This window comes from Salipaludibacillus daqingensis, from assembly GCF_029891575.1.
In the GTDB taxonomy this organism is placed as follows: domain Bacteria; phylum Bacillota; class Bacilli; order Bacillales; family Salisediminibacteriaceae; genus Salipaludibacillus; species Salipaludibacillus daqingensis.
Genome location: NZ_JARZHF010000002.1, coordinates 423,953 through 446,906 on the forward strand (window position 1 = coordinate 423,953; position 22,954 = coordinate 446,906).

Sequence of the window (22,954 nt, forward strand, 5' to 3'; positions counted from 1 at the left end):
AGAGTAATATTCTACAAAAAAAAAATACTTTTCCTTCAATATAGAAGAAATTTAAATTCAAAAACCTCTATACTTCTCAACTTGGCTCCATTTATCGTAGGTTATTGATTTTTAAATCACCGCTCATGTCTTGTGGACAAGGTGTTATCAGCCTCTTTTTTCAGCTTGAGTATCACAGATGTTTAAAATCATACTTCGACAGAATATTTGAGTTAAAAAGTATAGTGGCTCAATTATTTTTAACATAACTGTTAGTAGTTCTTGATCTTATAATCTGTCTTCGTTCTAGTTACTAGATAAGATTCCTTCCCGTTTATATAATCAGTTCGTGACGGTATATAGAGTGGAGCATCCGCTCTTTTGTTCCTTTTTTCCAATAGAGTTTCTGTTTCTTTCCCTGCGATGCCATCTATTTCTAAATTATTATCTGTTTGAAATTGTTTCACAACTTCTTTAGTATCTTCACCATAACTCCCTATTGCATCTTCCATATGGTAGCCTAATTTCTTTAATTTGTTTTGTAGTTTTTCTACAGATTCTCCAATATTGCCATAACGAAGAATGTCACTCGAGACGATAGGGGTTGCTTCGATATGAGCACCTTCAACGTTGAACCCATTTTCTTCAGCAATCGAGTCGAATGAAAGTTCAGATGTGACAATGAGCACTGGTGTATCCACTTCTACTGTATCAAAAAGCCATTCTACTTGTTCATCATACATGCGAACACAACCTGCGCTTGCATACGTTCCAATAGAGGAAGGGTTATTGTTTCCATGAATGGCATAAGTATTGCCATGTGTCCCATTTGCATCTAAACCAAGCCATCTGTTTCCAAGTGGGTTACTTGGATCTCCACCTGGAATGTCTTCTTTATAATATGGACGATTTTTAATTTTATTAACAATATTGAATTGACCCTCAGGAGTTAGACTTTGATCTCTTCCAGTAGCCACATAAAATAATTCTACTGCCCTATTGTTTTCATAAAATATAAGGTTATTATTTGCTTTGTTAATAATAATAAGTTGCTCGTTAGATGCAGATACCTCTCCCACTGGCATCATCGATCCGAAAAAAAGCACAAGTAACACGCTACACAATCCTTTTTTAAACACATACATACCTTCTTTCATATCGTTGTATTAAACTATATGAAGAAGGGCTTATACAATTTCTAGTCATATCTAAAAAATCACAAATAAATTTATCATTTGACATAAATAAGTCAACGAGGAGGAGTCAACAATAAAATGCTAACTATTTCAAATCGTCAGCATTTTTATTGTTATTTTATTGTTAATTAATTTTTATCGTTTGTCGTTTTTTCATCCATGAAACAAAGTCTAATATGGCTTGATGACTTACATGATGTCCCGCATGTTTATCTACAATTAATTTTATATTATCGTTTTCTCGTTGATGGTCTACAAAGTCTTTTGCCCCTTTAATCGGAACAACATCATCTTTTTCTCCATGCCAGAAAAATAATTCTCTCCCAATGATAGCTTCTGGTTTCTTCGAAAGATCATACTGATTGATTAATGCTACTTTCTCCGATAGCTCCTTCTCCGTAAATGGAAAATAATCTGATGAGCGTTTCATTTGCTCTACTTGCCGCTGAACAAAGTCTTCATAAGCCGGAGTCCCCATAAAAGATCCAGCTGTTTTAATCCAATCAAATTGCGTCATGGCTCCTAATGAAATAATAGCACCCATCGAAACCCCAGCTATCGAAATATCATCATGATATATATGTGCCTTTTCTTTAAAAATTGATACGATACTTGCTGTTTCATGAATGCTTTGAATAACAATTTCCCAGAAAAATAAGTTTCTTTGGTCATTGGAGATACCTTTGTCACGTTCTCCATGATGCAAAGCATCTGGAAGAATAACTCGATATCCTTCTTCTGCTAATAAGTAAGCGTGATGAAGACTATGTTCCTTCACACCAGTAAACCCGTGCCAAAAAATAACGAGTGGAAGCGGGTTGTTTTCTTTCTGTAAATCGACTACCTGTAAACTTGGTATTCCAGCTAACTGTTCTTTTGAAACTGTAATCATATGATTATATCCCTCTCTATATGAAATTAGTATTATTCATCTTACCATTGAATGACCATTTACTTAAAGAGAGAGCCTTCTAAAAAAATGATAATTCGATAAAATTATAAAACTGTTAACAATTTGTTCATAATAAGAACTAAAAGAAACGGTTCCGAGACCAGTGAAAAAGTGTTATATTTTCAGAAACGTTATTAAAATTATAAGGTAAGATGCATAAAGGCTTGATGATCCCTGCGCAAACTCGCTTTCCGCGGAGAAGTCGTCAAGCCGCTTCGGACTTTGCCCTGTAGGGTCTTGACTGACTTCCTTTTCCGCAGGAGTCTCGCTTGCTTCAGTCTCATCAACTACCTCTGCAATAAGTTAAATTGGATTATTATGCATTCTAATTTAAGTAAATTGACTTTTTCAGCAGTCTCAAACGGTTCTGTTCTAACCATAACTCGTACCTAGCTAAATCATGCATGCGAAAGGTGTTCGTTTCTTGTAAATTGTTCTCCTTATTATTTAAACAGAGGGCAAGTTAATCTCACCCTTCCTGAAAAGATAGGTTAATACCTCATACTAGTTGAAACATCCATAAACCTGAAACTCACTTTGATGTGATCTTAGGTTACATACATCATAAAAAAAGCTCCGATTAGATCGGAGCTTATGTACAACTATTTTTGTACATTTGTTGCTTGTGGACCTCGTTGTCCCTCTTCAATCTCAAATGTAACTTTTTGACCTTCATCAAGTGATTTAAACCCTTCTCCTTGAATAGCAGAGAAGTGAACGAATACGTCATCTTGCCCCTCTACTTCAATAAAGCCAAATCCTTTTTCTGCATTAAACCATTTTACTGTTCCTTCTGTCATATTAAGTTCCTCCTGTTTAAATGTTTCCCTATAAAGTATGGACGGATTCTCAAAATATATTCAAACAAATAAAAAAAGATTCCCATAAGGGAATCTTTTTGTTATTACTTAGTTACGTTAGCAGCTTGCGGTCCACGTTGACCTTCTTCGATATCGAAGCTTACTGCTTGGCCTTCTTCAAGTGTCTTGAAGCCTTCGCCTTGGATCGCTGAGAAGTGAACAAAAACGTCGTCTTGTCCTTCTACTTCGATGAAACCGAAACCTTTTTCTGCATTAAACCATTTTACTGTACCTTGAGTCATTAAAAATTCCTCCTGTGCGGGGGTTACCCACGTAATATTACTATTTGAGCTCTTCATTTATTCGTTCAAGATGAAAATTACTTACAAGTAAACTTTTCTCTTTCAGTCATATCCGAACGTCAATAAGTTAACCCTAGTTTAGCATAGAATACCTGAAAAGAAAACAATATATCTAAATTTTTTCTATTATTTTTTCTATAACTCCTATAAAGGACCTGTCATTCATTACTAATTGGTCCAATTTAATAAAGGAAACCGATGAGAACAAAAGCTTCTTTATATTTTTTTATTGTGGGGTTCCTTGTTTGATTAGATCAATCCTAGATTTTATAAACTCAAAATAAAAAATCTAGGATTTCTCCATTATTTTATCTGACTAGCAAATGTTTCTGATTTAATATCATGCCCATAAATATCGTCATAAACTTTCGTCGTTAATTGATTAGGTTTTCCATCAAACACAAGTTTCCCATCTTTAAGTCCAAGAATTCGAGTTGCAAAGTTTTTAGCTAATTCTACATCATGGACATTAATTACTGTCGTTAATTGCCGTTGTTCATGCAACCTAGTTAACAACTGAAAGATGTTTTTAGATGTGGTAGGGTCAAGGCTTGCCACTGGTTCATCACCTAATAATATGGACGGTTCTTGCATCATCGCCCTAGCAATCCCAACACGTTGTTTTTGCCCTCCGCTCAGGTGCTCGACACGTCTATTCGCAAAAGGTAATAAACCAACTTCTTCAAGATAGTAATCAGCTAAATCTCGTTCTTGTTTTGTAAACAATCCTAATAAATTTTCGAATGCTTTCTTTTGACCAAATCGTCCCGTTAAAACATTTTGCTTCACAGATAATCTAGGAATTAAATTAAAATGTTGAAAAATCATACCTACTTCGGTTCGAAGTCGTCTCGTCTCTTTTTCAGAAAGACGGTCGAGATTTTCTCCAGAAACATGAACTGTTCCTTTCGTTACAGGTTGCAACAAATTTATCGTTCGGATAAACGTTGATTTCCCAGCACCGCTCTTCCCAAGCACACAAATAAACTCACCTTCGCTAATCTCCACTGAGAGCTGAGATAAGGCCATTTCTTTTTCGCTAGTATAAGTAACGGAGACATTATCAAATGATATCATCTAGATCACTTTCCTTCTATATTACTCTCTTTCGAACGATTCCACCCATCACATCTACTAGAATCACCAGTCCCATGATGATAACAATTGCCGTTGCCATTGATTCGTAAGCAAGGCTATTATAATAATTCATTAAACTTTGCCCCAAACCTCCACCACCAATCATGCCGAGCACGAGTGATGTTCTAATTGCAACTTCAAACCGATAAAAATAATGTGATAAAACATTCGGCCAGATCTGTGGAATAATCGCAAAAATTTGACCTATTCTTCTCGAAGATCCTACAGATTTCATTGCTTCTTGGGGTCCTGAATCCGCTGCCTCAACAAGTTCCGAAATTAGTTTCCCTAAAACACCAACATTGTGCAAAAATATCGCCATCAGCGCCGCAAAAGGCCCTAACCCCAGAGAAACAACAAAAACGAGACCAAATACAATCTCCGGTATCGATCTTACAAGGCTTAAACTTGAGCGAATCGTAAAGTAACCGAATTTGGAAACTGACGTATTTGCTGCTGCTAAAAAGCTAACCGGTAGTGCAATCACTAACGCTGCAAACGTCCCAAGAAAGGCAACCCCTAATGTTACGAGCGATTGCTCCAATAAATAAGGAAGTAATTCCCAACGAATCGGCCAAAAATTCCGTTGGATAAAGTCCCATGTATTATTTAGCTGAAATAGACTAATCAAAGAAAATTCCGCTTGTTTTGCACTTAAAAAAATGGCTACTGAAAGAATAATTAAATAGACAAGAAGTCTTTTACGAAACCAAATCATACGAAAACGCATCCTTATTCATCGTCATCTTGATCCAGTAAATCCATTGCTCTTGCCGCTTCCAAAATACCATCATATTCCTTATGACTCGCTTCAACAAACGCATCCGCTCCACCAAAAATGGATAAAATCTCATCGTCTTCAATCGCTAAGAAAGCTTCTTGAATATCATTTTTTCTCGTTTCATCCATATCATGCGGAACTGCCCACGGATATTGGTACAATTGATCAGATTCCCAAATAATCTTATAGTCATCTTCGTCAATAACATCATCTTTTATGAGTGCTTGAAATATCGCACTATCTATTGCTCCCGCATCTACATCACCATTTGCTACAGCATTCGCAGTAATATCATGAGAACCAGTAAACCTTACACTGTTGAAAGCGTAAGAACCTTCATTTTCGTAAACTTCCCGTTGCATTAACTCGTAACCTGGAATGGTAAATCCTGACGTTGATGATTGACTTCCGAAAGCAAAGTCAATCTCATCCACTTCAGCTAACAATTCATCGAGAGAATCCCACGGTGCGTCTGGCTGTGTCATGATATAAGAATAATAGTAAGGCTCATTATCAATCAACTGCGTTAATATTGCTTCTGCGCCACTTTGCTCAAATGCGATTAAATATGTGACTGGTCCAAAATAAGCTAAATCAACATGGCTATAGTTGATCGCTTCCACCACCGCATTATAGCTAGGGTAATGAGTTACTTCTACCGACATATCAAGATGATTGCTTAAATGTTCTTCTAAACGTGACAATCCTTCTTCCATTTCGCCAATCGATTGCGATGGAATAACAGCAACCTCAAACACATTATCATTATTCGTACTTTCTACCTCTGAAATTGATCCTTCATTTCCTTCTCCACAAGCGCTTAACAATACGCTGATCAACATCAATGATCCTATAAAAATTTGACTTTTCACGTTTACAACAACCCTTCCTAAACAACATAAGTAAGATAACTACCATATCATAAGATATAATTATATAAATTATAACATTTATTTATATAGCTCAGTTACTCTAAAGCATTGATATAAGAAAAATTTCACATAACTCTTATAAAATTGGAATGAAATAAAGTTCCATTCCACTCTCAATTTCGTTAAAAACACTCTGAACTTTAGCTCAGAGTGTTTTCTTTCTAATTCATTATTTTTGTTTTGCCATTTCTTCACTAACTACAAAGGCAAGATCATCATTACCAAATAAGGAAAGAACACCGAGAAGAGTATCGTTTGGAACATCTCCCGCCTCCTGTTTAGAAACAGTAAGTTCAATCGCCTGCTTAAGCGACTGGTTTCCAGCTTGATCAGGGTAGGCTTTCAAATATAAGTCTTCAGGATCTAAGTCATGATTTACACACCACTGTGCAAACACTAAGATCATCATTTGTTCATCTTTTTGGTAATTTTTTATAATGTATTCTTCCATCTCTTTTTTATCATCCATGATTAAATTAACTCCTTTCCACCTTTAGTATAACGAATCAAATTAGTGAATGATAGAAAGAATCATAAAGCGAATTTTCTTATATGCGAAACGAAAGTGTCTCTCTTTTGTAACATTTTCGCCCAAATTTCTATTGATGAACATTTACAATAGGTATAGAAGAATTTTATATCAAAATCTATAAAAAGTATGGTGATACTATGCATGGAAAAAATCATTCTTCAACTGTAGGTCATCCGCACGGTATGAATACAGACTATAGCGAAAATCCTTTCATCGTTATTTGGGAAGTGACACGCGCCTGTGAACTTCGTTGTGTACACTGTCGTGCAGATGCACAAGTAGAACCTCACCCTAACGAACTTTCTCATGAGGAAGGTTTGAAACTTATTGATGATATATATGACATGAATAACCCTATGCTTGTTTTTACAGGTGGAGACTGTATGATGCGTGAAGATTTATTTGAATTAGCAGACTATGCCGTGAAAAAAGGCATGCGCGTCTCTATGACACCAAGTGCAACAGATAACGTAACAAAAGAACGAATGCTAAAAGCTAAAGAAGTAGGGTTATCTCGCTGGGGATTTAGCCTTGACGGTCCTACACCGGAAATTCATGACCATTTTCGAGGAACTTCAGGATCCTTTGATTTAACACTGGAAAAGATCAAATATCTAAAAGAGTTAAATATGCCACTTCAAATAAACACAGTTATTTCTAGATACAACTATGATTCGTTAGAACAAATGGCAGCATTAGTAGAAGAATTAGATGTTGTTATGTGGTACATCTTTCTACTCGTACCCACAGGTCGAGGTCAAATGGACGCATGTCTCTCCCCCGCTGAACATGAAAAAGTATTCCGTTGGCTTTATGAATTAAACAAAACATCAAATTTCGATATAAAAACAACGGCAGCACAGCACCATCGACGCGTCGTTATTCAACAAAAAACAAAAGAAAAAATGGTTGAAAAAGGAGAAATCAACTATGAAGATGCCATTTCAGATACTGCTTCTCAAGTTGATGGCTTAAAACGAGCTCCCAAAGGAGTCAACGATGGAAATGGATTCATCTTTGTTTCGCATACTGGTGATGTCATGCCAAGTGGTCTCTTACCAATCCCAGTTGGAAATGTGAAAGAACAAGCCTTAAAAAAGATCTACAGAGAATCACCGATCCTACAAGAATTAAGAAACCCTGATTTATACAAAGGAAAGTGTGGGGTTTGTGAATACCGTTTTGTTTGTGGTGGTTCAAGATCACGTTCTTATGCCGTGACAGGTGACTATTTGGAAAGTGAACCATTTTGCGTATACATTCCTGATGCTTATCGTCAAAAACAAACAACATAATCGATCATACCATCTTATAATACCTAAGCCGATTTTGGTCTTAGGTACTTTTTAATTGACTTTGTTATCGTTTTGTATTGATATCGTTTCTTTCGATACATCTTATGAATACCTCATTTATCAATTAGTGAGCCTATTTTAATAAGAATTAGTTTAATGTTCTCTAAGGGCATTCTAGCTAGTCTAATAAATCACGGTATGATAGAATGAAGGTGGAATAGTGGTCTATGTAACTTTACAAGTTAGGATGATGATAAAATGATTAACAAAGACTCCCCCATCCCTATTTACTACCAATTAGAGGAAAAAATAAAAGGTCAAATTGAGCAAGGTGAATTGAAAACAGGGGATATGTTACCGTCAGAACGAGAGTATGCTGATCGTTTCGAAATCAGTCGAATGACAGTCAGACAAGCGATATCTAAGCTTGTAAATGATGGATACGTGTACCGCAAAAAAGGCACAGGAACATTTGTTGCCGAAAAAAAGATTGAGCAACCTCTTCAAGGGCTTACAAGCTTTACAGAAGATATGAAAACACGTGGTATGAAACCAAGTAACAGACTTATCCACTTCAGGGTTGTCCCAGCAACTTCTTATACCGCTTCTGCTCTAAATATTGATGAAGGAGCACCCGTGTATGAAATCCAACGCATTCGTTTAGCAGACGGCGTCCCAATGGCTTTAGAAACGAATTATTTATCCGAAAGTCTTAATCCTAGACTAACGGAGGAAGTTGTTCAGTCCTCTCTATATGATTTTATAGAAAATAAGTTAAATAAAAAAATTGGTGAAGCAACACAAATTATCGAATCATCTATTGTCACAGAAAAAGAGATGGAACTTTTAGAAGTGAAAAAAGGCTCGCCAGTTTTAATTATTGAACGAAAAACTTATTTAGATGACGGAACACCCCTTGAAGTCGTAAAGTCTGCATACCGTGCGGATCGTTATCGTTTCATGATTAACATGAAAAGGAACTAACTCTCTCCCCTTTATTCATTTGTCATGACGCCCCATGTGGAATATCCACATGGGGCGTCATGACTTCTTTTTGGTCAAACGAAATTTGGACTTTTCACTCTACCATGTATTTTATCTTGGATGATACTCTTACATGTTATGCTTTTTTATTTTCACTCTCCAACAACTTCGAAAAATCATCGAAGCTCTTCGTTAAAAAACTGACCGTTGTTTGGTCAATTAATTTTCCATTTTCATCTAACTTTTTATGAACTTGACTAATAAATATTTGTGGTTGAGGTGGAACATAGGCATTACATGCCGCGAGAGTTTGTCGCAATTGCGATTGAGAAAACCCTCCCCCCATTCCACTTGGTGATGCACTCATTAGCAATACAGGTTTTTCTGAGAGCACATTTTCATTTGTCATACTCCCTGCCCAATCCAATGCATTTTTTAATACACCAGGTGTTCCATGAGAATATTCAGGAGAGACGATCAAAAGTCCATCAGCATTTTTTATCGCTCGTTTGAATTGAGCAACTGTAGAAGGATCACCCCCATCTTCCTCATCCGCATTAAAAAGAGGGATATCTTTGATGGAATAAGGTGTTACTTCTAATTTTTCATGTGTCAATGCTTCCATAAATTTCATAATACTTTTGTTGTAAGAGTTTTTACGTAAACTTCCAACAATACCAAGGATTTGTTTTTTCATTATATCTCCTCCTCTAGTCGTATTATCACATATTGTTATTTATTTTGCTCGTAATACGCATACCAGACTTTAGCTATTGACAATGAATCAAGTCTTTCATTATGATGTGAAGAGATATTTCTATACTCGAAATAATTTTACCAAGCTTTCATTCCATGGTAATCTCTGTTTATTTGTTATATTATAGACAATTCTTCCTTCAATCTCGCATGTTTATAACTTTTCTTGTCATATAACTATCATTCTATTAGAGCTTCATCCTCTCTAATAAATTTATTCCTTTGCATCCTTCAGCTAATTTTATACTCCGAAAGAGAGGTCAATATGAATAATGACCAACAAAGTAATCCACTAAGCCGAAAAGATAAAAATAATTTAACACTACTCTTATGTATTATCCTTACATTTACAGTGATGAACGGAACAATGTTTAACGTAGCTATACCTGATATCGCTGAAGAGTTTCATTTACTTCCTTCCCAAGTAAGCTGGGTCATGACAGGATATATCCTTGTTTTCGCTATCGGTTCTTTGATGTACGGTAAGTTAGCCGACATTTTCCCAATCAAAACATTACTCACAATTGGTATTATCCTTTTTGCGTCAGGAGCAACGTTAGGTTTGTTTTCACCAAACTATGCCGTCTTATTAACCGCTAGAGTTCTTCAAGCAATGGGTGGTGCTACCATTCCAGCTTTAGCATTTATCATTCCTGCACGGTTCATGCCTGAGGACAGAGCTAGAGTTTTTGGCATTGTTTCAGCGACGGTTGCCTTTGCTTCAGGTTTAGGTCCGATAACAGGAGGCCTTGTTGGTGGAGCATTTAACTGGCGATACTTATTTGTCCTGTCAATCTTATCACTCATCGCAATCCCTTTTTTACGAAAGTGGTTACCTGATGAAAAGAGGAAAGAAGGAACAGTTGATGTTTTAGGTGCCGTTTCCATCGCTGCTACCATAGCTGGCTTATTAATATTTATTACATCATTTAACGTTTTTGGACTCGTCGGCGGCTCGATCGCTTTCCTAATTTTTATCTGGAGGGTTAAAACGTTTCACTCTCCATTTATCGAACCATCTATGTTAAAAAATAGATACTACACGACAACAATATTAACTAGTTTTTTAGGTACGAGTGCCATGTTCGGAATGATTTTTATTGTACCAATTATGGCAAGAACAATTTATGATTTAAATACGATTGAAATCGGATTACTCCTTTTTCCCGGTGCGATGGCTGCTGGATTAATAGGACAATACGGTGGCACTTTAGTTCAGAGAAATGGTAGTTACCCTGTATTGAGAAGTGCCTTTCTTATGGTCATTCTAGGAAGTTTACTTATTTCAACTTTTATTGGGTTCCCCCCTTATCTGATTGCTTTTTGTATCATTGTTCAATATATGGCTTTCCCACTTATTCAAAGTTCCACAGCCAATCTATTAACAGAACTTGTCCCCGCTGAGCGAACGGGTGTAGGAATAGGACTATTTAATTTAATGAATTTTCTTTCTGGAGCCATTTCTAGTGCTGTATTTGGGTCATTATTAGATATGGATCATATTCGATTTCAAATGAACCCACTCGCATCAAATGGAGAATTTGCGATTTACTCCAACTTATTTATTGGACTTACAATTATCGCCATTATTGCTGTAACGATCTTTACCATCGTATTTCGAAAAAATCCTTATGCTCATTGATCCAAAATCAATAGGAAAAAGCAGTCTGATAACTACAGACTGCTTCCTATTCAAATAACTGGTAGAAATCTCTCCAATCTCCGTTAAATGGACTGGTCGAATCTTTCACCTTTTCCTGTTATTACTTTTTCATGTATTTTTCCTGCTTTTAAAAGCCTTTGCTTTAGCTTATTTCTTTCAAAATAATTCGCTTTCTTTGAGCGTTCTTTCAATGCATCAAAAAATTCTACTCGCTCCGAAGGTGAAGGCCCTTGAATCATTGGCTTTTTTTCCGTTTGCCGCTGACCATAAACCATCATTTGCTCATCTTTTACTGGCGGAATATATCCCATATGATCACCTCTTTATTACCTTATACCCTCATATCATTTTTTATAATCTTGTAAGAAAGAATTTTAATAAGTTTTAAAACGAGACCTCATTCGATTTCCGCCACATGAACAATGACCTTTTTTTCGAGTTGGTTTATATGTCATCATTCCTGAAGAATACATTCGTTTCCTTCCACTATTATCAACCCTGCTTTTTTTACTGTTCACCATTTTTTTATCCATCATCTCACTCCTTTTCTTCATCCATAACAGAATATGAAACATAAAAAAAAAGTGCAATGATCGATTTATTATATAGGGACTGTTGTAAATTTTTAATCCCTTCTCTTTCATTCACCAAAGCCTACCAGACTTTATTAATCCTTTTTATCTAATGACTGTTGAAATGTTTGGAAAAACCGTTCATAGTTATTGTTTTTATACTCTTTATCAACATATTCTGCATTCTCATTTCCTATTTCAACTGAATTTTCTTCCTTTAAATGAGAATGATCATTCTCTATTTGTCGTACATTTTGTTCCTTATCTTTCTCATTCTCTAAATCTTTCAGTTTACTTTCAAGGTAATCGTTTTGCTCTTCTAGATTTTTTAAAACAATTTCTATTTTTTCATTTTGTTTTAACAAATCATCGTATTTATTTTCTGCTGTTATTTTTTTCTCTTTCAATTCGTTATATTTTTGAAGTAGTTCGTTCATTTTTTTAACATCGTATTGTGTCTCCATCTTTTGAACTTGAAACTTGTATTTCTTTGCTTCCGCCTTGTAATGAAGCACTTTCTGCTGAAGCTGAACTTCTGTTAATTTGTGCGATTGTTTTTTAGTGTTCATTTAAACACCTCCTGCATATAGAGATTCTTCTTCCATCTATATGTAGGAGTTAAAAAAACTTGCCATCATTTTGAGTAGAATGACCTTTTTTACCAATTTAGTTAGAGATACCTCAATACAATCTCTTCGATTATTACTGCAAACGCTGCAATAGCAAACAAATAAATAATAATAATGAATATTTGAGGAAATAAAAGGTAACCACCCAACATCCCTGCTGATATCCAGACAGACATACACCAATGACAGACGAACAACTCCCCAATAAATTTCTTTATCCCTTCTCCTTTAGGGATATAATTCCAATCCTCGTTTCCATCCTCATCGACTATATTTTGTTCCATCAATAATCTAGTTCTTAACGATTCTGTGATTTTATCATATAAAAATAAATGAGTTAATCGGAACACGGATAGTCCAATAAGAATAAATTCAAACCAAGTATATGACATTCTCTTCCCTCCATATTTGATAAGCTCTGTTATTCTTCGATGTAAGTTTTATAACAAAAATCGTAGTCTACAAATTTCAAGTAAATAATCGTGATAAAAATTAACATAACTAGTCATATATCACACACAGATACATTTTAGCTACATACGATGAAGTAGTTCGATTACATTTTTTATATGACGAAAGGATGAAAAAGATGAATAAACTAGAAAGACTTTGTATAAAGGTTCCAAAAGTTTATGATTGGATCACTCATCAAGCTGAAAAGGAGTTCCAATTTTCCATTGGCGACATTGATTTTTTCACGGAAGAAGAGCCAGAAAATCAAAGAAAGGATAATGTTGTTTCCGATGTTTGTGGATACTTTTTACCTGATTTAGTAAAGGTCAGTTGTGTTCTTGTAGAACCGGAAAAACCGAAGAAAAAAGAAAAAAAGCAGGAGTTGTGTCAAGAAGTCGGTGAACGAAAAGATATTTTTGTGGAAGAGTTTGATACAGAGTTACAACTTGTGAGAATTCAAAAACAAGGACAGTTTCAGATTGTTTTAGAGTCGGATCATAAAAATGGAGTTGCACCACTTTTTTCAGAACCGGTTAATTTCTTTAAATTAGAGAAATTCATCTTATGTGCTCCAGACGGAACAGAGGTCATTTGCCACGTATATGACTTTGATTGTGAAGGTCAATTTATATGTAATGGTGATGGAACGGAATGGACGATTGATCTCGTCTTGCTTATTTGTCAATCCATTCAAGCAGAGGCAGAAGTGAAAATTGATATCGAAGGAAAAATTTGTAAACCGAGGCCTGAGATTATTCTTCCTATACCTGACAAGGAATGTCCAGAATTTACATTTCCAGAGCAATGCCCTGAAATTTTTCCGCAACCACACAAGAAGTAACCGATATTCACCATTAATTTTGCATTTTTTAGCATGATTAACTGAACAAGAGGGAGGCTTTTCTCTCTCTTTTTTTATGCATGTGTTTACGTTTTACGAATAGATATGATACATCAGTACGTTTTTGTTGAAGGAGGAGTCTATGAATAATAACCAAGTTGGTCAAACGAAAGAAAACCAGAAACTTATTCAATTAAAACAGCAGTTGCTTCATTACAAATCAGAATTGGCAAAATACAAACACATAAATCATTTTTACAAGAAAAAGTTGTCATTAAATGAAGGTGATAATCAAATTACATTTAAAGAAGAAAACTTCGATACTGTTGACCCCGACAACAAAACAGAACCACTCATTTCAGCTTCAGCATATTTTAATTATTCCGTGTTTTTTCCAGAAAAAGAAGAAGCATTAAATGAAACACTTATTGTAGGACATTTTCATATCGTAAATTCCGGGCAGGTTGAGCTAAATAACCCATTCATAGCTTTAAAGGTTACCCCTGTGAAAGCAGCCACGATTAGCGGGAAAATTGCAGTAACAGAGAACTCGGAAACGGTCATATATACATCGGATGAAGAGTGGCAACATATGCACCATGATTGGAAAAATATTCTTAGAGAGAAAGGCGAATATTGGTTAAAACCATCTCATTGTCGGGTGATTAAACCAGGTGAAACTTTAAATTTCACAAATTTTGACCTTCGTTTAAATAACATAGATTCAGAAGGACAAATAAAAGTGGAAGGGGTATGTTTTTCGACGGAAATGACAAATGGTATCCCTTCTATGAATCAAATCACTTTTTATTATTAATAGTCGTAGTTTTTAATAAATCATTATTTGATACCTCTTACCTAATACCTATTCCTTTTATTCAATGCTTAAGATAAGATATGTATTTATTCTGCCTTTGTATGTGTAAACAACTAACTTAAGGACAAACTGATGAATCTATCCAGTTAAAAAAGCTTGTGAATTGGATTTTTTCCAACACACAAGCTTTTTTTTGTAAGCTTCACCTTGCTTTCGAGGGACAGTACGTTCATCTTCCAAGGTGTGAATCTTATTTATTCGGGAGGTTTTGTTATCTGCTATCGTCCAGTATTGATTTAGAAAAATCAATACTAAACTTAATATAGCTTTAAGATTGAGATTTTCCCATAAGGCCTATCGTATGATAACCACCATCTACATGGAGAAGTTCACCAGTAATCCCTTTTGATAAATCACACATTAGAAACATCGCCGTATCCCCAACTTCCTCTATCGTTACCATTCGTTTAAGAGGAGCTTTCGCTTCCATTTCATTCGCCACTTCATTAAAACTTCCAATTCCTTTTGCTGATAATGTACGAATAGGTCCCGCAGAAATAGCATTAACACGAATTTGTTCTTTTCCTAAGTCATTAGCTAAATATTTTACGCTAGCATCGAGACTAGCTTTCGCTACACCCATGACATTATAATTCTGAACTACACGCTCACCACCGAGGTATGTCATTGTGACAATACTTCCTCCTTCAGTCATAAGTGGACGAGCAGCTTTCGTTACGGCTGTTAGGGAATAAGCACTGATGTTTTGTGCTAATAAAAACCCTTCTCGCGTTGTATTTAAATATTCTCCGTCTAATTCTTCACGATTTGCAAATGCTACACAATGAGCAATACCATGAATAACGCCTGATTTTTCTTTAATTTGTGCAAACGTCGCTTCAATATCTTCATCCTTTGTAACATCACATGGTAAAACGTAATGTCGTTCTGCAGAATCCAATGTTGCAACCAAATCACTAACATTTTTCTCTAAGCGTTCAACAGCATATGTAAAAATTAAGTTAGCTCCTGCATTTGCTAAAGACTGGGCAATTCCCCAAGCGATACTTCTTTTATTTGCTACACCCATGACAACATAGGTTCGTTGACTTAAATCAATCTTCATGACTGATTCCTCCTCATGACATTTACTTCTAGATATTAGTACTTGGTCATAATTTTACCCTAGCTACACTAAAACGTCAATAAACCGGAAAAGAAGAAATATATTTCTCTATAAATGTGATACGCTATCAAACGAAGTGGAGGCGTTATTGATGAAACAATTTGATATTATCGGTGATATTCACGGTTGCTATGATGAGATGAACGAGTTATTGGTGAGATTAGGTTATAAAATAGGTTCTGACCTCTCTCATCGAAATGGACGAATACCTGTTTTTTTAGGAGACTTGACCGATCGTGGGCCATCTTCATTAGCTGTAATAGAAGACGTATGTCGGTGGGTTAAAAACAACCATGCTTTATATTGTCCAGGTAATCATTGTAATAAGCTTTATCGGTATTTTTTAGGTAGGAATGTGATGATTAAACATGGGTTAGAAACGACAGTGGAAGAATTAAACCACCTATCCTCTAGTGATTTCCGTCGCATATCTCATTCTTTTATTGAATTATATGAACAAGCGGAACTATATTTGCAACTTGATAACAATCAATTAGTAGTTGCACACGCTGGAATTCGTCCTGATTTGATCGGTTCCAAAGGAAAGCGAGTTAAGTCATTTGTTCTTTATGGGGACATTACAGGAGAAACTCACGGTGACGGGAGACCGGTAAGACGAGACTGGGCTTCTAAACATTCATTCCCGGCCTTTATCGTTTATGGTCATACGCCCGTTGCTGATCCCCGGTGGATTGGTGATACGGTTAACATTGATACTGGATGCGTTTTCGGTGGCCAATTAACGGCTCTTCAATGGCCAGAAAAGACCACATTATCCGTCCCATCCAACCAACCGTATGTAGAAGACAAATTCCAGTCATTTAATTGACTGGAATTTCAACTACGATAAAACTCTTCCGGTATATTAGCACGATAATGATGCTTCTGGCCTGTTAGTGGATGACAAAAAGCAAGTTCATAAGAATGCAATGCTTGCCTTTTCATATGTAACATTTCACCGCCGTACAACGTATCTCCTACTAAAGGATAACCGAGAGAAGCCATATGAACTCTTATTTGGTGCGTACGGCCTGTTTCCAATAGTAATTTAACCTCAGAGAATAAGTGATTTTTATTCAATCTATGATAGTGTGTTGTTGCTTTTTGTCCACTACAGTGCCTTTCCCTTTCAATAATACTTGAAGATTTTCTAGCTATAGGAAAGTGAATGGAACCAACATGCCAAGGCATTTCCCCCATAACTAGAGCTACGTATGTACGTTGGATCGAACCTTGCTGCTGCATTTTGACACATAAATCGTGGCTATGCCGATGTTTAGCAACTAACATAAGCCCTGACGTATCTCGATCTAATCGATTAACAGCATGGAACGTCGCTGGCCAACCAATTGTTTCAAAGTAATGCAAAACCATGCCAGCCACCGAGGATTCATCATGATCCTTGGTTGGTATAGTAACAATGGACGACGGTTTATTTATGACAAGGACATGTTCATCTTCATAAATAATATCCAAGGGCAACTCTATACGCTTAATTTTTTGGCTAACTTCTTCTCTTGGAAACGAAACAGTTACTTTATCCCCTACGTGCAAACGCTTTCGAACCGTTTCTTGTTTCCCATTGATATAAATTGTTCCGCCTTTGAATTTAATTTCTGCTAACGTTTTACGAGAAATGCGTTTAATATCTCTTAAAAATGTTTTCAATACTATCCCGTCATTCGCTGCATCTACATACCAAGTTAGGACTAATTTATTCCATGTCATTCGGCAATAAACGACTCCTTTACCCTTTTCCAAAATGGAAATGGTCTAAAGCGAGCAAACCGAATACGTTCCTCCGCTACCCGACATTGGATAGATTTCACTTGCTTTTGTACTAAGTTTAGATGATCAACTGTTACTTGAAAGTCCACATTGTTTTTAGGTTTTAACATACACGTGTGATGTTGAGGAAGTACAAGAGGAGATCCGATCGTTCGATAAACACGATTATTAATAGATGCCATTTCTGCTAATTGGATAGAAGCAAGTGATGGGTGTAATATCGCCCCCCCTAATGCTTTATTGTATGCTGTACTCCCTGAAGGCGTAGAAAGACAAAGACCATCTCCTCGGAAAGTTTCGAAATGATCGCCTTTAATTTCAATATCCATGACAAGAGACCCTTCCATACTTTTAACTGAACATTCATTCAATGCCAAAAACCGTTCTGATTTTTGATCATTATTGTGTCTAATGATGACCTCAAGCAAAGGATATTCGACAATTTTAAACGGTGTTTTCGCGATATGAATCACCAGTTTTTCAACTTCATCAGGTTTCCAGTCAGCGTAAAAGCCGAGATGACCAGTATGTACACCTACAAACGATGTTTCTTGCGAACGGTGGGCATACTGATGAAATGCTTCTAATAATGTTCCATCACCACCAACAGAGATGACGATCTCCGGCTCCTTTTCATCGTACTCTAAATGAAACTCTTGCAAGTAAGATTTGATTTTTTGAGATAAGATATTTGAGTCATTATCTCCTCGTGATTGTATATTGAATTTCATTTTGCATTTCCCACCCTTCAGTTTCCTTTTCTTAGTGATTCTCTTTGTTTTGTAATAATTTGCTGAGCATCTTGCACCTCACCACGAATTTTAGACATTTCTTCATCTAATAAAAACGCCGCTTCAGCAGCTCTTTGCAACCTTTCTTCTATTTCTTCTGGAATTTTACCTGAGTACTTGTACTGAAGAGAGTGCTCAATAGTAGCCCAAAAATTCATAGCTAACGTTCGAATTTGAAGTTCAACTAAAATAGGTTTCTCACCATTTATCGTTTGAACTGGATAACGAAGAATCATATGATAAGACCTATATCCACTTCTTTTTTTATGTTTAATATAATCCCGTTCTTCTACGATCTCAAAATCAGTACGAGCTTGAATCAGTTCAGCAACTGTATCAATATCTACAACAAATTGACACATGACTCTAACCCCAGCCAAGTCTTGCATTTCATCCTCTAATTTATTTAAAGGGATACTTTTTCGTTTTGCCTTTTCCAAAATACTTGAGACTGGTTTCACTCTTCCGGTAACAAATTCAATCGGAGTATGCTTGGATGTGAGTTGATATTGATCACGAATTCCTTTTAATTTGATTTTCAATTCTTCTACCGCCTGCTTGTAAGGAGTGAGCATGACATCCCAATCCATCATTGTTGCGTCACCACCAATTTCATAATTGTTACACTATGCATTCTCTTTTTTTCAACTTGATTTATATGTATTGTTTGAATACTTTTTCAACTTCTTCCACAAACAAAGTTCCATAATTCCCATTACCTTTAATGTTATCCAAAAGTAATTTCATTTCATCCCATAGATAAATGAGTTCTTTACCTGACTTGTCGTGTTCATTTAAAATTAAGAGAGGCGTTTTATTTACTGATAATCCATCCGCTAATTCAGCCCAATGTTCATGAGAAATCCTCACATGATGATACCCTTGTTTATTTTCCAATAAATAAACAAATGCTTTCCCTTCTGAATCAACTAATATTCTTCCAACTGCATCGAGATTTTTCCAATTCTCATCCGTTATTTCTTTATTAACAGAAAAACAAATATAATCCTTTTCTTCATTTATATGAATCACATTAAATATGTGCATCCTTCATCCTCCTTTAAATCAGTACCCCTATTTTACCATAATCATTCTTTTGAACGTAGGAAAAAACTTACTCTGACCAATTAATTGCATAAAAATGACTCATTGTAAATAAATAAGAGTTGTGGAATAATATAGACATTGTTTGTCTTATGTCAACAAGAATTAATTAATTCATCCGGTAGTTCTATGCTACCTAAAAAATGAAGGTGAAAATAGTGAGTCAAGAAATTGAGATTGAATTTAAAAACTTAATTACAAAAGAGCAGTATGAAAAATTACTAACGTTTTTCTCTTCAACTTGTAGCCCGATGTTCAAACAAGTAAACCATTATTTTGACACAGAATCGTTCTCATTAAAAGCCTTAAAGTCCGCTCTGAGAGTTCGTTACAAACAAGATGGCTACGTATTAACGTTGAAACAGCCTCATGTAACTGGATTATTAGAAACACATCAAAAAATAGATAATCAGTCATTCCATTTATTGAAAGAACAAGGAAAAATGGAGTCAGGAGACGTCTCTCATCAAATTAAAAATTTAATTGGTGAACCTGTTCCCCTCCTTTGTTATTTAGGTCACTTAACAACGGAACGAACAGAAGTCCAATTAAAAGAAGGTCTATTAGTTCTTGACAAAAGTTATTATTTTGACAGAGTGGATTACGAAATAGAATTTGAGTGCAAAGAAGCGAAACAAGGAAAAAATGACTTTCAGCATTTGATGGATTCATGGGGTTTAACTTGGATAGAACCTGCTAACAAAATAGAACGTTTTTACAACGAAAAAATGCGTATTGCCAAAGAATAAATTGTGTATTTATCACTTATTTCGAGGAGAATGAACATGAATGCGAACTTTATTAATGATTACTACCAATGGCAGATATTAAGGTCGTGGGGAAACCGTCAAGCAAACGGTCTAGATCGATCTGCTGAACCATTGCAGAAAGATTTTAATAACCTTCTTCAAGATCAAATTCAACTTTCACAACAAAAAATGAGTTCTTTGAATCTCAATTCATCCTTTTCCAACAAACATTTGCCGACCACTTCTCCAATACCTGAATTGAAAACTCAGTCCAGTAACGATGAAAACTATTTGTCATTAATTAAAAATGCAGCTAATAAGCACGGTGTAGATGAACAACTTATTTATTCGATTATTAAACATGAATCTAACTTTAGAAGTGATGTTCAAAGCCATGCAGGTGCTCAAGGACTGATGCAATTAATGCCTAACACCGCTAAAGGGTTAGGTGTTAAAAATAGTTTTGACCCTGCAGATAATATCGATGGTGGAACACGATATATTAAAGCGATGCTTGATAAATATAATGGTAATGTTTCTCTTGCATTAGCCGCTTACAATGCAGGTCCTGGTAATGTTGACCGTCACGGTGGAATTCCTCCATTTAAAGAAACACAAGCATATGTTCCTAGAGTATTAGACACATACAATTCCTTATCGAATAAGCATTACACCTAATAATTACTTAACTATACGAATGAAAGATGTGGTTAGATTTAAGTTCCTTTGCTTATGTGAAGGGGCTTTTTTTGTTTTCTAACCATTGATAATTCACATTTGTTGCTACATATAGAATGCCTTGCTACAATAACGGTACAATCATATTAAAAAGACCTTTGTTTATCTGTTACCATACTTACGGTGCATTCATGTTTTCACACAATGCCACGGTGCATTTGGTAAAAGTTTAATGAAGGCTACTTTTTAATGTAAATGACTATACTTGCTAACGGTCGATATAAAGGAGAACGAAATGACAGAACAAAATAAACAAACGGCCTATGATCTTCTTGGAGAGGAACAGTTAAACAAGTTAGTAAATAGGTTTTATGAACTTGTGTCAGAACACCCTGATTTAGCACCTATCTTTCCTAATGATCTAACGGAAACTGCTCGTAAACAAAAACAATTTCTTACACAGTTTTTTGGAGGACCATCCTTTTATACAGAAGAACATGGTCATCCTATGTTGCGAAAAAGACATATGCCTTTTCAAATCACTCCCCATAGAGGAGAAGCTTGGCTCTCTTGTATGGCCCAAGCATTAGTCGATACAAATATCGAAGAGCCATTAAGAACTGCGATATTCGAACGGTTATCTTACACTGCAAAACACATGGTTAACAGTGAGAATCAACAGTACAACTCAGATAATCTTCGAAAGGGGGATCGACAATGACTACGAACCAAGGTACTTTTGTATGCTATGACGATTTAGGTATTTGCTGCCCTGCAGAACCCGAATCTTTTTATGTTAATGGAAAAGGGAAAAAACCTGTTGAAATTTATGTATTTATAGATCCTCTTTGTCCAGAATGTTGGTCTCTAGAACCAATAATAAAAAAGTTACAAATGGAATACTCAAACTACTTTAAGATAACGACATTTTTAGGAAATGAAATACGCTCTTTAAATACTCCGTGCGGTAAAAATTATCATTCAATCGTTCAAGAGTTAGCTCAATCATACAATGAAACCTCTTGTAGAACTGGTATGCCATGTGATGGAGATGTTTGGCATGAAAATATTATGACCACTCCATATTCTGCAATTTTGGCAATAAAGGCAGCAGAACTTCAAGGAAAGGCAATTGGTTCAAAGTATTTACGTAGAGTGAGAGAAGCGTTATTCCTGCATAAAAAAAATATAGCTGAAGAAGACGTTCTTATTTCATGTGCTAGAAAAGTCGTCGGAATGGATGTTGAAGAGTTTTCGAAAGACCTCCATTCAGAAGTGGCTACAAAATCGTTGCAAAATGATGCAAAAACTACATCTGAAATGGATGTAGAAAGTTTACCTACTCTCGTGTTTTTCGGCGATGATGTTAATGAACCAGGTTTGAAAGTTCAAGGTCTTTACAATTACGACGTTTATGTCGATATTATGAGTGAATTGATTGGAAAAAAACCAGAAAAATGTCCCCCAATTTCGATTGAGCAATTTATTTCGTTTTATTCATTAGTAGCTGAAAAAGAAATATCGGTTGTTTTTGATAAAAGTATGAAAGAAGTTCATAAAGAAATGATAAAACTCCAACTGAAGCAAAAAGTGGAAGAAATTAAAACGAAGCAAGGTTCTTTATGGCGTTATTTAGGTTAATCAGAACATGATTTTAACACACTGATTGAATCAGTGTGTTTTTTATATACTATTTTTATGAAAGTATTGTCCTACTCGAGCATAGAGTAATAGAAAAGATATTCTAACTATTATTTCTTGCCTTCTTCATTAAAGATTTTACAGAACGAAAAAAATCAGGTGGGGTAACCTGATTTTTTTCGTTCGGAACATTGTCAATTTTTTTGAAAGGTTGTTTTCGTCAAGGGGTTTAAGACGTGTCACATAAGCTAAGGGGGGGCTATGTGATCCCTTTCACATATATAATGTATCAAATCCATATAGCGAAAGCAATAGTTACGTGAAATATTTCACATT

General features: G+C 35.6%; 28 protein-coding genes. 10 read left to right on the forward strand and 18 right to left on the reverse strand.

The features are described from left to right. Positions 1–251 precede the first annotated feature (251 nt). The 8 genes from QDN89_RS06200 to QDN89_RS06235 all read right to left on the reverse strand — a co-directional run bounded on the left by QDN89_RS06200 (position 252) and on the right by QDN89_RS06235 (position 6,608). On the reverse strand, positions 252–1,118 hold the full coding sequence (locus QDN89_RS06200) for a L,D-transpeptidase family protein (protein ID WP_425335371.1): 867 nt from the start codon (positions 1,116–1,118) through the stop codon (positions 252–254). A 181-nt stretch (positions 1,119–1,299) separates the two neighbouring features. After that, positions 1,300–2,067: a dienelactone hydrolase family protein gene (locus QDN89_RS06205; protein ID WP_280769225.1), complete on the reverse strand. Its 768-nt coding sequence runs from the start codon at positions 2,065–2,067 to the stop codon at positions 1,300–1,302. A gap of 662 nt (positions 2,068–2,729) precedes the next feature. Then, the gene (locus QDN89_RS06210; RefSeq protein ID WP_280769226.1) at positions 2,730–2,927 is read right to left on the reverse strand and encodes a cold-shock protein; all 198 of its coding nucleotides are present in this window, start codon (positions 2,925–2,927) and stop codon (positions 2,730–2,732) included. A 104-nt stretch (positions 2,928–3,031) separates the two neighbouring features. Beyond that, a complete protein-coding gene (locus QDN89_RS06215) occupies positions 3,032–3,229 on the reverse strand; it encodes a cold-shock protein (RefSeq protein ID WP_280769227.1) in 198 nt (65 codons plus the stop codon). A 363-nt stretch (positions 3,230–3,592) separates the two neighbouring features. Further along, entirely contained in the window at positions 3,593–4,366 is a 774-nt protein-coding gene (gene phnC / locus QDN89_RS06220; RefSeq protein ID WP_280769228.1) for a phosphonate ABC transporter ATP-binding protein, read from the reverse strand. Between the two features lie 16 nt (positions 4,367–4,382). Next, a complete protein-coding gene (phnE, locus tag QDN89_RS06225) occupies positions 4,383–5,144 on the reverse strand; it encodes a phosphonate ABC transporter, permease protein PhnE (RefSeq protein WP_280769229.1) in 762 nt (253 codons plus the stop codon). A gap of 14 nt (positions 5,145–5,158) precedes the next feature. Beyond that, positions 5,159–6,079: a phosphate/phosphite/phosphonate ABC transporter substrate-binding protein gene (phnD, locus tag QDN89_RS06230; protein ID WP_280769230.1), complete on the reverse strand. Its 921-nt coding sequence runs from the start codon at positions 6,077–6,079 to the stop codon at positions 5,159–5,161. Positions 6,080–6,308: 229 nt separating this feature from the next. Beyond that, positions 6,309–6,608, reverse strand: coding sequence for a hypothetical protein (locus QDN89_RS06235; protein ID WP_280769231.1), 300 nt, complete (start codon positions 6,606–6,608; stop codon positions 6,309–6,311). Between the two features lie 200 nt (positions 6,609–6,808). Between QDN89_RS06235 and QDN89_RS06240 the strand changes: the two genes are divergently transcribed. Both QDN89_RS06240 and QDN89_RS06245 read left to right on the forward strand, forming a co-directional pair. Next, entirely contained in the window at positions 6,809–7,966 is a 1,158-nt protein-coding gene (locus tag QDN89_RS06240; protein ID WP_280769232.1) for a TIGR04053 family radical SAM/SPASM domain-containing protein, read from the forward strand. Positions 7,967–8,224: 258 nt separating this feature from the next. Then, positions 8,225–8,950 (forward strand): GntR family transcriptional regulator, encoded by a 726-nt coding sequence (locus tag QDN89_RS06245; protein ID WP_280769233.1) that lies wholly within the window; start codon positions 8,225–8,227, stop codon positions 8,948–8,950. A gap of 136 nt (positions 8,951–9,086) precedes the next feature. Here QDN89_RS06245 and QDN89_RS06250 read toward each other — a convergent pair whose 3' ends face one another. Continuing rightward, the gene (locus QDN89_RS06250; RefSeq protein ID WP_280769234.1) at positions 9,087–9,647 is read right to left on the reverse strand and encodes an NADPH-dependent FMN reductase; all 561 of its coding nucleotides are present in this window, start codon (positions 9,645–9,647) and stop codon (positions 9,087–9,089) included. A gap of 324 nt (positions 9,648–9,971) precedes the next feature. On the opposite strand from QDN89_RS06250, the gene QDN89_RS06255 reads away from it, so the two are divergent. Beyond that, positions 9,972–11,348: an MFS transporter gene (locus tag QDN89_RS06255; RefSeq protein ID WP_280769235.1), complete on the forward strand. Its 1,377-nt coding sequence runs from the start codon at positions 9,972–9,974 to the stop codon at positions 11,346–11,348. Between the two features lie 83 nt (positions 11,349–11,431). On the opposite strand, the gene QDN89_RS06260 is transcribed toward QDN89_RS06255, so the two are convergent. The 4 genes from QDN89_RS06260 to QDN89_RS06275 all read right to left on the reverse strand — a co-directional run bounded on the left by QDN89_RS06260 (position 11,432) and on the right by QDN89_RS06275 (position 12,962). After that, on the reverse strand, positions 11,432–11,680 hold the full coding sequence (locus QDN89_RS06260) for a hypothetical protein (protein WP_280769236.1): 249 nt from the start codon (positions 11,678–11,680) through the stop codon (positions 11,432–11,434). Between the two features lie 63 nt (positions 11,681–11,743). After that, the gene (locus QDN89_RS06265; RefSeq protein ID WP_280769237.1) at positions 11,744–11,902 is read right to left on the reverse strand and encodes a hypothetical protein; all 159 of its coding nucleotides are present in this window, start codon (positions 11,900–11,902) and stop codon (positions 11,744–11,746) included. A 134-nt stretch (positions 11,903–12,036) separates the two neighbouring features. Further along, positions 12,037–12,510 carry a hypothetical protein gene (locus QDN89_RS06270; RefSeq protein ID WP_280769238.1) on the reverse strand — a complete coding sequence of 158 codons (474 nt, stop codon included), beginning with the start codon at positions 12,508–12,510 and terminating at the stop codon, positions 12,037–12,039. A 101-nt stretch (positions 12,511–12,611) separates the two neighbouring features. After that, positions 12,612–12,962 (reverse strand): DUF1360 domain-containing protein, encoded by a 351-nt coding sequence (locus QDN89_RS06275; protein ID WP_280769239.1) that lies wholly within the window; start codon positions 12,960–12,962, stop codon positions 12,612–12,614. 197 nt (positions 12,963–13,159) lie between these two features. Here QDN89_RS06275 and QDN89_RS06280 point away from each other — a divergent pair, with 197 nt between their 5' ends. Together QDN89_RS06280 and QDN89_RS06285 are read left to right on the forward strand one after the other, a co-directional pair. Further along, a complete protein-coding gene (locus QDN89_RS06280) occupies positions 13,160–13,864 on the forward strand; it encodes a BMQ_0737 family morphogenetic spore coat protein (RefSeq protein WP_280769240.1) in 705 nt (234 codons plus the stop codon). A gap of 142 nt (positions 13,865–14,006) precedes the next feature. Next, complete coding sequence (locus QDN89_RS06285) at positions 14,007–14,681, forward strand: hypothetical protein (RefSeq protein WP_280769241.1); 675 nt, start codon at positions 14,007–14,009, stop codon at positions 14,679–14,681. Between the two features lie 328 nt (positions 14,682–15,009). Here the strand turns inward: QDN89_RS06285 and fabI are convergent, their stop codons facing one another. Beyond that, positions 15,010–15,807, reverse strand: a complete 798-nt coding sequence (fabI, locus tag QDN89_RS06290) for an enoyl-ACP reductase FabI (RefSeq protein WP_280769242.1) — start codon at positions 15,805–15,807, stop codon at positions 15,010–15,012. A 151-nt stretch (positions 15,808–15,958) separates the two neighbouring features. On the opposite strand from fabI, the gene prpE reads away from it, so the two are divergent. Then, on the forward strand, positions 15,959–16,696 hold the full coding sequence (prpE, locus tag QDN89_RS06295) for a bis(5'-nucleosyl)-tetraphosphatase PrpE (RefSeq protein ID WP_280769243.1): 738 nt from the start codon (positions 15,959–15,961) through the stop codon (positions 16,694–16,696). 8 nt (positions 16,697–16,704) lie between these two features. Here prpE and QDN89_RS06300 read toward each other — a convergent pair whose 3' ends face one another. The 4 genes from QDN89_RS06300 to QDN89_RS06315 form a co-directional block, all read right to left on the reverse strand. Then, positions 16,705–17,595 (reverse strand): RluA family pseudouridine synthase, encoded by an 891-nt coding sequence (locus QDN89_RS06300; protein ID WP_280769244.1) that lies wholly within the window; start codon positions 17,593–17,595, stop codon positions 16,705–16,707. Next, positions 17,592–18,386: an NAD kinase gene (locus QDN89_RS06305; protein WP_280769245.1), complete on the reverse strand. Its 795-nt coding sequence runs from the start codon at positions 18,384–18,386 to the stop codon at positions 17,592–17,594. The genes QDN89_RS06300 and QDN89_RS06305 overlap by 4 nt, the downstream gene beginning before the upstream one ends. A gap of 17 nt (positions 18,387–18,403) precedes the next feature. Next, the gene (gene yjbM / locus QDN89_RS06310) at positions 18,404–19,039 is read right to left on the reverse strand and encodes a GTP diphosphokinase (RefSeq protein ID WP_280769246.1); all 636 of its coding nucleotides are present in this window, start codon (positions 19,037–19,039) and stop codon (positions 18,404–18,406) included. A gap of 61 nt (positions 19,040–19,100) precedes the next feature. Then, positions 19,101–19,493: a UPF0738 family protein gene (locus tag QDN89_RS06315; RefSeq protein ID WP_280769247.1), complete on the reverse strand. Its 393-nt coding sequence runs from the start codon at positions 19,491–19,493 to the stop codon at positions 19,101–19,103. 215 nt (positions 19,494–19,708) lie between these two features. On the opposite strand from QDN89_RS06315, the gene QDN89_RS06320 reads away from it, so the two are divergent. The 4 genes from QDN89_RS06320 (at position 19,709) to QDN89_RS06335 (ending at position 22,618) form a co-directional block, all read left to right on the forward strand. Then, positions 19,709–20,299, forward strand: a complete 591-nt coding sequence (locus QDN89_RS06320; RefSeq protein WP_280769248.1) for a CYTH domain-containing protein — start codon at positions 19,709–19,711, stop codon at positions 20,297–20,299. Positions 20,300–20,335: 36 nt separating this feature from the next. Beyond that, positions 20,336–20,977 (forward strand): lytic transglycosylase domain-containing protein, encoded by a 642-nt coding sequence (locus QDN89_RS06325; protein ID WP_280769249.1) that lies wholly within the window; start codon positions 20,336–20,338, stop codon positions 20,975–20,977. Positions 20,978–21,272: 295 nt separating this feature from the next. Continuing rightward, complete coding sequence (locus QDN89_RS06330; RefSeq protein WP_280769250.1) at positions 21,273–21,698, forward strand: globin domain-containing protein; 426 nt, start codon at positions 21,273–21,275, stop codon at positions 21,696–21,698. Next, complete coding sequence (locus QDN89_RS06335) at positions 21,695–22,618, forward strand: ClpXP adapter SpxH family protein (RefSeq protein ID WP_280769251.1); 924 nt, start codon at positions 21,695–21,697, stop codon at positions 22,616–22,618. The genes QDN89_RS06330 and QDN89_RS06335 overlap by 4 nt, the downstream gene beginning before the upstream one ends. Positions 22,619–22,954: the final 336 nt, after the last annotated feature.

What these genes read in the sequence shown, in the direction of transcription:
- QDN89_RS06205 (WP_280769225.1), bottom strand. Translation starts at nt 2,067, where the DNA reads ATGATTACAGTTTCAAAAGAACAGTTAGCTGGAATACCAAGTTTACAG.
- QDN89_RS06245 (WP_280769233.1), top strand. Translation starts at nt 8,225, where the DNA reads ATGATTAACAAAGACTCCCCCATCCCTATTTACTACCAATTAGAGGAA.
- QDN89_RS06255 (WP_280769235.1), top strand. Translation starts at nt 9,972, where the DNA reads ATGAATAATGACCAACAAAGTAATCCACTAAGCCGAAAAGATAAAAAT.
- QDN89_RS06330 (WP_280769250.1), top strand. Translation starts at nt 21,273, where the DNA reads ATGACAGAACAAAATAAACAAACGGCCTATGATCTTCTTGGAGAGGAA.
- phnE (WP_280769229.1), bottom strand. Translation starts at nt 5,144, where the DNA reads ATGATTTGGTTTCGTAAAAGACTTCTTGTCTATTTAATTATTCTTTCA.
- QDN89_RS06250 (WP_280769234.1), bottom strand. Translation starts at nt 9,647, where the DNA reads ATGAAAAAACAAATCCTTGGTATTGTTGGAAGTTTACGTAAAAACTCT.
- QDN89_RS06260 (WP_280769236.1), bottom strand. Translation starts at nt 11,680, where the DNA reads ATGGGATATATTCCGCCAGTAAAAGATGAGCAAATGATGGTTTATGGT.
- QDN89_RS06305 (WP_280769245.1), bottom strand. Translation starts at nt 18,386, where the DNA reads ATGAAATTCAATATACAATCACGAGGAGATAATGACTCAAATATCTTA.
- QDN89_RS06270 (WP_280769238.1), bottom strand. Translation starts at nt 12,510, where the DNA reads ATGAACACTAAAAAACAATCGCACAAATTAACAGAAGTTCAGCTTCAG.
- QDN89_RS06285 (WP_280769241.1), top strand. Translation starts at nt 14,007, where the DNA reads ATGAATAATAACCAAGTTGGTCAAACGAAAGAAAACCAGAAACTTATT.
- phnC (WP_280769228.1), bottom strand. Translation starts at nt 4,366, where the DNA reads ATGATATCATTTGATAATGTCTCCGTTACTTATACTAGCGAAAAAGAA.
- fabI (WP_280769242.1), bottom strand. Translation starts at nt 15,807, where the DNA reads ATGAAGATTGATTTAAGTCAACGAACCTATGTTGTCATGGGTGTAGCA.
- prpE (WP_280769243.1), top strand. Translation starts at nt 15,959, where the DNA reads ATGAAACAATTTGATATTATCGGTGATATTCACGGTTGCTATGATGAG.
- QDN89_RS06335 (WP_280769251.1), top strand. Translation starts at nt 21,695, where the DNA reads ATGACTACGAACCAAGGTACTTTTGTATGCTATGACGATTTAGGTATT.
- QDN89_RS06300 (WP_280769244.1), bottom strand. Translation starts at nt 17,595, where the DNA reads ATGACATGGAATAAATTAGTCCTAACTTGGTATGTAGATGCAGCGAAT.
- QDN89_RS06265 (WP_280769237.1), bottom strand. Translation starts at nt 11,902, where the DNA reads ATGGATAAAAAAATGGTGAACAGTAAAAAAAGCAGGGTTGATAATAGT.
- QDN89_RS06275 (WP_280769239.1), bottom strand. Translation starts at nt 12,962, where the DNA reads ATGTCATATACTTGGTTTGAATTTATTCTTATTGGACTATCCGTGTTC.
- QDN89_RS06315 (WP_280769247.1), bottom strand. Translation starts at nt 19,493, where the DNA reads ATGCACATATTTAATGTGATTCATATAAATGAAGAAAAGGATTATATT.
- QDN89_RS06325 (WP_280769249.1), top strand. Translation starts at nt 20,336, where the DNA reads ATGAATGCGAACTTTATTAATGATTACTACCAATGGCAGATATTAAGG.
- yjbM (WP_280769246.1), bottom strand. Translation starts at nt 19,039, where the DNA reads ATGATGGATTGGGATGTCATGCTCACTCCTTACAAGCAGGCGGTAGAA.
- QDN89_RS06235 (WP_280769231.1), bottom strand. Translation starts at nt 6,608, where the DNA reads ATGGATGATAAAAAAGAGATGGAAGAATACATTATAAAAAATTACCAA.
- QDN89_RS06210 (WP_280769226.1), bottom strand. Translation starts at nt 2,927, where the DNA reads ATGACAGAAGGAACAGTAAAATGGTTTAATGCAGAAAAAGGATTTGGC.
- QDN89_RS06240 (WP_280769232.1), top strand. Translation starts at nt 6,809, where the DNA reads ATGCATGGAAAAAATCATTCTTCAACTGTAGGTCATCCGCACGGTATG.
- QDN89_RS06280 (WP_280769240.1), top strand. Translation starts at nt 13,160, where the DNA reads ATGAATAAACTAGAAAGACTTTGTATAAAGGTTCCAAAAGTTTATGAT.
- QDN89_RS06215 (WP_280769227.1), bottom strand. Translation starts at nt 3,229, where the DNA reads ATGACTCAAGGTACAGTAAAATGGTTTAATGCAGAAAAAGGTTTCGGT.